The sequence below is a fragment of the Trebonia sp. genome (assembly GCF_049794275.1).
Taxonomy (GTDB): Bacteria; Actinomycetota; Actinomycetes; order Streptosporangiales; family Streptosporangiaceae; genus Trebonia.
The window spans coordinates 1-9,390 of the sequence record NZ_JBARCR010000912.1 but is presented as its reverse complement, the minus strand read 5'-3'; the positions used below and the strand labels follow the sequence as shown (position 1 = coordinate 9,390).

8 protein-coding genes and 1 riboswitch are annotated in these 9,390 nt (G+C 68.5%); of the genes, 1 reads left to right on the top strand and 7 read right to left on the bottom strand.

All coding sequences use genetic code 11. The annotated features are described in order from the left end of the window. Window positions 1-304: 304 nt before the first annotated feature. Entirely contained in the window at window positions 305-943 is a 639-nt protein-coding gene (locus WA805_RS23510) for a LysE family translocator (protein WP_424560955.1), read from the top strand. A gap of 22 nt (window positions 944-965) precedes the next feature. On the opposite strand, the gene WA805_RS23505 is transcribed toward WA805_RS23510, so the two are convergent. From WA805_RS23505 to sthA, 7 genes are all read right to left on the bottom strand, one after another. Beyond that, window positions 966-2,087: an XdhC family protein gene (locus tag WA805_RS23505; protein ID WP_422279882.1), complete on the bottom strand. Its 1,122-nt coding sequence runs from the start codon at window positions 2,085-2,087 to the stop codon at window positions 966-968. A gap of 78 nt (window positions 2,088-2,165) precedes the next feature. After that, entirely contained in the window at window positions 2,166-3,041 is an 876-nt protein-coding gene (hisG, locus tag WA805_RS23500; RefSeq protein WP_422288743.1) for an ATP phosphoribosyltransferase, read from the bottom strand. Between the two features lie 48 nt (window positions 3,042-3,089). Further along, window positions 3,090-3,590: a 6,7-dimethyl-8-ribityllumazine synthase gene (gene ribH, locus WA805_RS23495; RefSeq protein WP_422279886.1), complete on the bottom strand. Its 501-nt coding sequence runs from the start codon at window positions 3,588-3,590 to the stop codon at window positions 3,090-3,092. Beyond that, on the bottom strand, window positions 3,587-4,891 hold the full coding sequence (locus WA805_RS23490) for a bifunctional 3,4-dihydroxy-2-butanone-4-phosphate synthase/GTP cyclohydrolase II (RefSeq protein WP_422326986.1): 1,305 nt from the start codon (window positions 4,889-4,891) through the stop codon (window positions 3,587-3,589). The genes ribH and WA805_RS23490 overlap by 4 nt, the downstream gene beginning before the upstream one ends. Next, on the bottom strand, window positions 4,888-5,520 hold the full coding sequence (locus WA805_RS23485; RefSeq protein ID WP_422278517.1) for a riboflavin synthase: 633 nt from the start codon (window positions 5,518-5,520) through the stop codon (window positions 4,888-4,890). Before WA805_RS23485 ends, WA805_RS23490 begins: the two co-directional genes overlap by 4 nt. 67 nt (window positions 5,521-5,587) lie before the next feature. Then, window positions 5,588-5,717: riboswitch (FMN riboswitch) on the bottom strand. Window positions 5,718-5,969: 252 nt separating this feature from the next. Then, window positions 5,970-7,715 carry a RyR domain-containing protein gene (locus WA805_RS23480; RefSeq protein ID WP_425243418.1) on the bottom strand — a complete coding sequence of 582 codons (1,746 nt, stop codon included), beginning with the start codon at window positions 7,713-7,715 and terminating at the stop codon, window positions 5,970-5,972. A gap of 92 nt (window positions 7,716-7,807) precedes the next feature. Then, on the bottom strand, window positions 7,808-9,211 hold the full coding sequence (sthA, locus tag WA805_RS23475) for a Si-specific NAD(P)(+) transhydrogenase (protein ID WP_422278513.1): 1,404 nt from the start codon (window positions 9,209-9,211) through the stop codon (window positions 7,808-7,810). Window positions 9,212-9,390: the final 179 nt, after the last annotated feature.

Genomic DNA, 9,390 nt, shown 5'->3' with positions numbered 1-9,390 from the left:
CGGCTGCAAAGTGCCGCGGAGGCTGCAAAGTGCCTCTGACCACACCCGCCACCTCCGTTTGCCTTATGCGCGAAATGACCACTTTCGGCGTCGTTTCAGGCCTGAAAGTGGTCATTTCATGCACAAGGTGAACAGAAGGGGCTGACGTGACTGACGGTAGATCCTGCATTGCGTGACTAGTGAAGAGCCATCGTGTTACCGGTCGCCCAGGTGCTGGTGTGACTAGCGGGAGGTGCTCCCCGCCGGCCGAGCGCGGAGAGAAAACCGGTGGCCTGGGGCGCGGGGCGGCTTCTAGGGTGGGGACGTGATCCCTACAACGCATCTGCTGGCGTTTACTGTTACCGCGTTCGTGCTGATCGCGATTCCCGGGCCGAGCGTGCTGTTCACGGTCAGCCGGGCGATCACGCTCGGGCGCGGCGCCGGGGTGGCCACCGTGGCCGGCAATACCGTCGGCGCGTTCACGCAGGTGGTGGCGGTCGCGTTCGGGATCGGCCCGCTCGTCGAGCGGTCCGTCGCCCTGTTCACCGTGCTCAAGCTGGCCGGGGCGGCGTACCTGGTCTTCCTCGGCGTGCAGGCGATCAGGCATCGCCAGTCGCTGGCCGAAGCGCTCGGCGCCACGATCGAACAGAAGACCACGACCAGGATCGTGATCGACGGATTTACGGTCGGGGTGACCAACCCCAAGGTGATCGTGTTCTTCGCCGCGATGCTGCCGCAGTTCGTCGACCGCCAGGGCGGCAACGTGCCCGTGCAGATCATCGCGCTCGGCGCGATCTTCGCCGGCATCGCGCTGATCAGCGACAGCACGTGGGCGCTGGCGGCCGGGACGGTCCGCAACTGGCTAGGCCGGTCGCAGCAGCGGCTTGAGCTCATCGGCGGCATCGGCGGCCTGGCGATGATCGGCATCGGCGCCCGGCTGGCGCTCACCGGCCGCAACAACTGAGCCTGGACGGCGGCGAGAGAGTTCAGGCGTGCGCTGACTCGTGGTGGATGCGGCCTTCGGTGTCGGTGAGGGCGTGGCCGGTGCCGCCCCAGCGGAGCTGGATCAGCTCGGCCGCGATCGACACGGCGGTTTCCTCCGGGGTGCGGGCGCCCAGGTCAAGCCCGATCGGCGAGCGCAGCCGCGCGAGTTCCGCCTCGGTCATCCCGACGGCGCGCAGCCGCTCCAGGCGGTCTTCGTGGGTGCGCCGCGAGCCCATTGCGCCGATGTACCCGGCCGGGGTACGCAGCGCTACCTCCAGGACGGGCACATCAAATTTCGGGTCGTGCGTGAGCACGCAGATGACGGTCCGCGCGTCCACCTCGGTCCCGGCGAGGAACCGGTGCGGCCAGTCGACGACCACCTCGTCGGCTTCGCGGAACCGGGACTTGGTGGCGAAGATCGGCCGGGCGTCGCACACGGTCACGTGGTAGCCGAGGAACTTGCCGACCCGCGCGACGGCCGCCGCGAAGTCGATGGCGCCGAACACCAGCATCCGTGGCGGCGGCGTGAACGAGTTCACGAACACGGCCAGCTCGTCGCCGCGCCGCTCGCCGTGCTCCCCGTACCGGCGCACCCCGGTCAGCCCCTGCGCGAGCATGCCGCGTACGTCGTCGTCCACCGCGGCGTCCAGCCGCTCGCCAGAGCCAAGCGACCCGTCTGACGCCCGCTCGACGTCCCCCCAGATCACCCGCCGCGCGCCAACCCGACCAGGCCCGGAGATCACGGTGGCCACGGCCACCGGCTCCCCGCGCTCCACGGCCGCCGCGATCTCCCCGAGCTCGGGAAACGTCTGCCTGTTAATGGGCTCGACAAAGACGTCGAGAATCCCGCCGCAGGTCAGCCCCACCGCAAACGCGTCGTCATCGCTGACCCCATACGTCTGCAGCACAGGCTGCCCGCTGGCCGCAACTTCGGTGGAGAGCTCGTACACGGCGCCTTCGACGCACCCGCCGGACACGCTCCCGACAACCTCACCATCGGACTCCACGGCAAGTGCCGCCCCGGGATCCCGCGGCGCACTACGAAATGTCCGCACCACAGTGGCGAGCCCAAACGTCTCGCCTTCATCCCACCACTTGGTGATCGTGTCCAAGATGTCGCGCACTACCCACCTCAAGTTCCGGTCGTCTTCAAGTAACGCTACGCGGACGCCGACTATGCCACCAGGAGGCGAGGGGCCGTGCTACTCGACGATCTTGGAGATAGGGATCTCCAGGATGTCGTGGGCTCCAGCGGCCTTGAGGGCGGGGATGAGCGTGTTGACGCCGCGCTTGGGCACCACGGTCTCGACCGCGTTCATGCCCGAGTTCGCCAGCGCGGTGACCGTCGGCGAGGACATCGCGGGCAGCATCGCGGTCACCGCCGCCAGCTTGTCCGCCGCCACGTTGAGCTTGAGCAGCACGTTCCCCCGTGCCTGGATCGCCCCGCGCAGCAGCAGCGCGATGTCCTCCATCGCGGCGCGCTTGTCCGCGTCCGCGTAGGCGGCGCTGTTCGTGATCAGCTCCGTATAGCTCGTCAGCAGCGTGTCCAGGATGCGCAGCCCGTTCTTGCGCAACGACGACCCGGTCTCCGTCAGGTCCACGATCGCGTCGACGATGTCCGGCACCTTGGCCTCGGTGGCGCCGAACGACCTGATCACCACGGCCTTGACCCCGCGTTCCTCAAGGAACCGCCGGGTCAGTTCCGGATACTCAGTGGAGATCCTGATCCCGTCCGGCAGGTCGGTCACCGCCTGCCATGGCGCGTTCTGCGGCACTGCCAGCACGATCCGCGCCGGGTTGGACGTCGCCTTGGAGTACCGCAGCTCGCCGAGCGAGACCACCTCCGCCCCGGCCTCCGTGATGAGGTCCCGCCCGGTGATGCCGAGGTCGAACAGGCCGCGCTCGACGTAAGTCGGGATCTCCTGCGGGCGCAGGATGCGCACCCGCTCGATCCGCGGGTCGTCGATCAGCGCGTGGTAGTCACGGTCCGACCCGCGCAGCACGGTCAGGTCGGCGGCGTCGAACAGCTCGAGAGTGGCCTTTTCCAGGGAGCCTTTGGGCAGGACAAGCGAGAGCATGAAAGTTCTTTCTATTCCGAACGTACAGTGGCGACTGTAGTGGCGAAGTTAATGTCGCGCGTTGTTCGGCAGGTCACCGCAGCGGATCGAGCGCAGCAGGAGCGCGGTGTCCAGCGCTGCCACGGCTGCCTCCCATCCCTTGTCCTCGCTGCTGTCCGGCAGCCCGCAGCGATCGCGGGCCTCCTGGAGCGTGTTACACGTTAGCACGCCGTTACCGACGGGCGTCCGCGCGTCCAGCGCGACCCGGGACAGTCCGGCGGTCACCGCGTCGCAGACGTACTCGAAGTGCGGCGTCCCGCCACGGATTACCGCGCCGAGGCAGACCACCGCGTCGTAGTGCCTGGCCAGCTCCTGAGCGATGACGGGGAGTTCGACGGCGCCGGCCACCCGGACCACGAGCAGGTCCTCGACGCCGCTCTCCTTGGCGGCGATGGTCGCCCGCTCCACAAGGGAGTCGGTGATCTCCGGATGCCACCGGGTGCCCGCGATAGCGAGCGCCAGGTTCGCGGCGTCCACGACAGGGAGCCGTGGCCGTCCCTCGCCGCTCATCCGGCTCGCTCTCCTGGAAGGGGGGTCAATGGCGCCGGGGCTGGCACCGATATCTGATGCCCGAGCCGGTCGCGCTTAGTCGTAAGGTACCGCAGGTTGTAGGGGGTCGTCAGCGATGGCAGCGGGATGCGGGTCACGCCGAAGCCGTGCTCAGCCAGCGCCGCCACCTTCGCCGGGTTGTTAGTCAGCAGCCGGACCGAGCGCACGCCAAGGTCGTCAAGCAGCTGGGCGGCCACCGAGTACTCGCGGGCGTCCACCGGCAGGCCGAGCTCAAGGTTGGCGTCCACGGTGTCCGCGCCGGCGTCCTGCAGCTCGTAGGCCTGCAGCTTGCTGAGCAGCCCGATGCCGCGGCCCTCGTGACCGCGCAGGTAGAGCACCACGCCGCGGCCGCGCTCGGCGATGGCGGCCATCGCCGCCTCGAGCTGCGCGCCGCAGTCGCAGCGCTGCGAGCCGAGCACGTCGCCGGTGAGGCATTCGGAATGCACGCGGGTCAGCACCTCGGTGCCATCGCTAAGGTCGCCGAGGACGAGCGCGAGGTGCTCGGCGCCGTCGATGTCGCTGCGGTACCCGTAGGCGGTCCAGTTACCGTAGGTGTTCGGGATCTGGGTCCGCGCGACGCGGCTGACCAGCCGCTCGGTGCGGCGACGGTAGTCGATCAGCTGCTCGATCGAAATCAGCGCCAGGCCGTGCTCAGCGGCGAACTCGCGCAGCTTCGGCAACCGCATCATCGTGCCGTCGTCGTTGATCACCTCGCACACCACGCCCGCGGGCGGCAGCCCGGCGAGCCTGGCCAGGTCCACGGCGGCCTCGGTGTGCCCGCGCCTGCGCAGCACGCCGCCGTCGGAGTACCTGAGCGGGAACACGTGGCCGGGCCGGACGATGTCGTCGGGACCGGTCATGCCGCTGGCGAGCAGCTGGATGGTCCTGGCGCGGTCGGCCGCGGAGATGCCGGTCGTGATGCCGTTCCTCGCGTCCACGCTGATCGTGAACGCGGTGCCGTGGTGCTCCTGGTTCTGGCTGGTCATCTGCGGCAGGTGCAGCCGGTCCAGGTCGGGGCCGAGCATCGGGACGCAGATCAGCCCGCGCGCGTAGCGGATCATGAAGGTGAGCAGCTCCGGAGTGGCCTTGCTCGCGGCGAAGACGAGATCGCCCTCGTTCTCCCTGTCCTCGTCGTCGACAACAACGACAGGGCGGCCCGCCGCGACGTCCGCGATCGCGCGGGCGACCTCGTCGAGCGGCACGTCGTGGCCCTGCTCGTCGCCGGGGCCGATGACGCCGGCTGGTTCAGCAATGCAAGTCACTGCGCACCTCCGAGCAGCTTCTCCACGTACTTGGCGATCACGTCGACCTCCAGGTTGACCGTCTCCCCTGGCTCCTTGACGCCAAGCGTGGTGCGGCTGAGCGTCTCGGGGATGAGGCTCACCTCGAACCAGTCGTCCCCGATCGCCGAGACGGTGAGGCTGATGCCGTCGACGGCGATGGAGCCCTTGTGCGCGACGTACCTGGCCAGGCCGGGCGGGAGGCCGATGCGGACGACTTCCCAGTGCTCGTGCGGCGTCCTGTGCAGGACGGCGGCGGTGTCGTCGACGTGGCCCTGGACGAGGTGGCCGCCGAGCCGGTCTTCGAGGCGGACCGAGCGCTCCAGGTTGACCTTGGTGCCCGGCGCGACGGCGGCGAGGCTGGACCGCTTGAGCGTCTCGCCCATCACGTCGGCGGCGAAGCCGCGGGGCGGCGGGAGCGCGCTCCGGTCGCTGCCTGGCGGTTCGGCGAGGAGCACGGTGACGGTCAGGCAGACGCCGTTGACCGCGATGGAATCACCGGGGCGAGTATCCGCAGTGACCACGGCGCTACGAACGTGAACGCGGGCGGAGTCCCCGAGATGCTCGACGGCCTCGACCTCGCCGAGATCCTCCACGATGCCCGTGAACATCCGCGTCCTCCTCCGGTCCAGCTCCGGGGGACGCGGGATCATGCGGCCGCGATACGGCCGATCACCCGTGCGCGCTGCCTCCCATCCGGACTTTAACCGTCGGTCCCGGAATTCCACCGGGTCAACCAGCCGCGGATGCGGCCGGGTCGCGGACTATAACCGCCGGTTCGGAGTTTCACCGACCCCGGAGCACGCTCGTGTTACGGGAACTAGTGTGCCACACGAGTTATTCCCGGAAGAAACCGGACACCCTAGGGCGAAAACTAGGGTGCCTGACTGTAGCTGGCCCAATGCGTTCCGTCGTAAACTGGCCGCAATTCAGTGCTCGCCGACATCACGGGTGACAGCGCCAACGTCCACATCGAGGTTGGCGCCGCACTAGCCGCGGGCGGTCCGGCTCACCTATCCGTACCGGCGGTTCCTCCAGACGTAGCGCCTGGCGCCCCCGGCTAGGAGTCCGGCGGGAGACGGAGGATCTGGAAGCCCGCGTCGCGCAGGGTCTCGGGCAGAGTGCGGATCGCGTTGCGGTCCTTGTCCTTATCGGCCGCGCTGAGGGCGGCCCAGGGCTGCAGGTCGGGGTGGATCTTGCGCTCGTCGTTGCGGGGCTGCCCGTACGTCCAGCCCTGGCTGCGCTTGTCGCGCATCCACCGCTCGTGCTCTTCCTCGGCGAGGCGCTCGACCTCCCCGTCGGTGAAGTGGAATTCGGGCGCGTCGGCGGACTCCGGGACGATGATCGCGCCGATCTCTTCCATCTTGGCGCCGATGTCGGCGGCCTGGTCGACATTGGACTGGCGCAGATTCTCGGGGAGCCTTTCCCAGGGGACCATCGACGGATTCGTCGCCGGGGTGGCGCCCTTGGCGCTTTCCATGGCCACGTAGGCGCTGTGGATCGAGCGAGCGAGTTGCTCAGTGAAGTCGTCTCTGATGTTAGCTGGCACGCAAGCCTCCTGGATGACCCCGAACACGCGGAGCCTTCCCATGACATCGTCGACCAACCCACTGCGCGCGGCAAGAACGCCGGCGAACGGGTCGTACTCTCGCATGCAGACCACGACGTGCCCGCGCTGACTGACGAGAGAGTGGGCCATGGCCAGGCCCTCGCTGAGCCCGGCGTCGTCACCGTCGAGGCAGACGTACACCGTGTACCCGCCGGTGCTGGGAAGCTCCGGAACCTCGTCATATCTGATTGAGCAGTTACTGACGATCACCGGGAACGCGTCCGTGACCTTCCTAACCTCTTCCTCGGTCGCGTGCCTGATCACGACCTTGACCAAGGCGCTGCCGGGCACCATCTCGCGTCGGCGTGCGACCTCGCGGAGGACAGCCTGGCCGAGCTGCCCGAAGCCGCTGATCACGACGTGTACCGGACTGCTGCCTGTCAGGGTCAGCGGGTGCGTGTCGAACAGCCTGCGGGCCGCAATGTCCTCGACGGCGAAGAAGTCCAGCCGTAGCCGCCGGTCACCGGTCACCCCGATGCGGCGGGCACGGAGCGCGATGCCCAGCTCCGCATCACGCACGAGCGCGTAGGCGGCCAGCGGCCGCTTCGCGGCCTCGCGAACCTCGTCGCGTGCCCGGAGCACGATAGCCGCATTGACCGTGCCCTCGCTGGTGCATGCGAAGAGCTCCCTGGCGCGAGAAACGCCCGCGGCACGCAACGTGCTCAGGTCGGCCGGGTCTCCGCGGACGTCATGCAGCTTGTTCCGGCGAGCCTGGGTCAACGTGTTGTCGTTGGAGCTGATCACCACCACTTTGCGCTTCTTGTTCTCGCGGCGGAGGTTGCGGGCGAGCTGGATCGCGACAGGGCCATCGCCGACCACGATGGCGTGCCTGGATGCGGTCGCCACGACTAGTCGGCGCCACTGCTCGCTGAGCAGCAGGGCCAGGGTGCCCGCAGCGGCGAGGAAGGTACTGAGCGGTGCCAGAAAACGGGCGATGCCAAGCGGCACCGGGTAAGGTCCAGGCCCCTGAGTGGGGGCTGAGCTGAGGACCGGCAGCTGCAGGTCGTAGAAGAGAGTGTTCTTCCAGCCCTGCCCCCACATTTTCGCCGCGGCCGGCTGGGCCAAGTAGTCCTGCAGGCCTCTATAGCCGAGGACGAGCGCGATCATCGCGATGACGAGCACACCGAGGAGGCGGACCAGTGGGCCGTAGACCAGGAAGGGAAACCAGGATCGCCAGCTGGAAACGCGTGCGCGCAACCCTCCTGCCTGATTGGCCATCCGCTGTCCTCCGCCCCGCAACACCCGTCCTGCGGGCAACAGTAGCGTCGACCGGGTTCGCTTCGCCCGGGTTACTCGGACAGCTTGGTGACCTGGCGCATCTTGTTGGTCGCGTCCAGGGCGGCCACCTTGTAGGACTCCGACAGCGTCGGGTAGTTGAACACGGCATCCACGAGGTAGTCGACCGTCCCGCCGCAGCCCATCACGGCCTGGCCGATGTGGATGATCTCGGTGGCGCCGGTGCCGAACACGTGCACGCCGAGCAGCTTCCCGTCCTCCGGCGAGACGAGCAGCTTCAGCACGCCGTAGGAGTCCCCGACGATCTGGCCGCGGGCGAGCTCGCGGTAGCGGGAGACGCCGACTTCGAACGGCACGCAGGCCTCGGTGAGCTGGTCCTCGGTGCGGCCGACGAAGCTGATCTCCGGGATGCTGTAGATGCCGATGGGCTGCGGCACGGTGTTCGGCGCGGTCTGCTCGCCGCAGGCGTGGTGCGCGGCGAGCCTGCCCTGCTCCATGGACGTCGCGGCGAGGGCCGGGAAGCCGATGACGTCGCCGACCGCGTAGATGTGCGGCACGCTGGTGCGGAAGAACTCGTCGACGGTGATCCTGCCGCGCGGGTCCGCGGTCAGCCCGGCGGCCTCGAGGTTGAGGTGCTCGGTCATGCCCTGGCGGCCCGCCGAGTACAGCACGGTGTCGGCCGGGATCTTCTTGCCGCTGCTCAGCAGCGCGATCGCGCCCTGGGGGTGGGCCTCGACGGAGGCGACGGTCTCGCCGAAGCGGAACGTCACGGCCAGGTCCCGCAGGTGGTACTTGAGCGCCTCGACGACCTCCTCGTCGCAGAACTCGAGCATCCTCATCCGCCGCTCGACCACGGTGACCTTGGTGCCGAGCGCGGCGAACATGGAGGCGTACTCGATGCCGATCACGCCGGCGCCCGCCACCACCATCGAGCGCGGCACCTGTTCCAGGTGGATGATGCCGTCGGAGTCGATGATGGTCTTCTCGTCGAAGGCCACGCTGGCCGGACGGGCTGGCTTGGTGCCTGAGGCGATGACGATGTTGTCCGCGCTGACCTTCCTGGTCCGGCCGCCGCCGTCGTCGACCTCGACCTCGTTCGGCGCGGTGAAGCGGGCGGTGCCGGGGATGATCGCGACGCGGTTGCGGGTCAGCTGGCTGCGCACCACGTCACTTTCCTTGGTGACCACGCGCGTGGTTCGGGCGGTCAGGTCCGCGATCGTGACCTCGTCCTTGAGCCGGTAGGACTGCCCGTAGATCTCGCGCTGGTCGACGCCGGTGAGATAGAGGATGGCCTCGCGGAGCGTCTTGGAGGGAATCGTGCCCGTGTTCAGGCAGACTCCGCCAAGCATTTCGGGCCGTTCCACCACGGCGACTCGCCGGTCGAGCTTCGCGGCGGCGATCGCCGCCCGCTGCCCGCCCGGCCCGGAACCGATCACCAGCAGTTCATAGTCATGCACAGTTCCTAGTGTGACGACTGGTCCAAGGAAACTGAAGGCTCCGAAGGAACCGGCCGCGGGGTACGGCCGTCTAAGGTGTGTCGGCAGAAACGAGGCACTCACATGATGCAACTGGCAACACGTATCGCGGCGGTCGCCGCCCTCGCGGCGCTGGCCACCGGCTGCGCGACGGCCAGCAC

Bases quoted from the DNA above. Each gene is read 5' to 3' on its own strand.
- hisG (WP_422288743.1), bottom strand. From the start codon at position 3,041: ATGCTCTCGCTTGTCCTGCCCAAAGGCTCCCTGGAAAAGGCCACTCTC.
- ribH (WP_422279886.1), bottom strand. From the start codon at position 3,590: ATGAGCGGCGAGGGACGGCCACGGCTCCCTGTCGTGGACGCCGCGAAC.
- WA805_RS23485 (WP_422278517.1), bottom strand. From the start codon at position 5,520: ATGTTCACGGGCATCGTGGAGGATCTCGGCGAGGTCGAGGCCGTCGAG.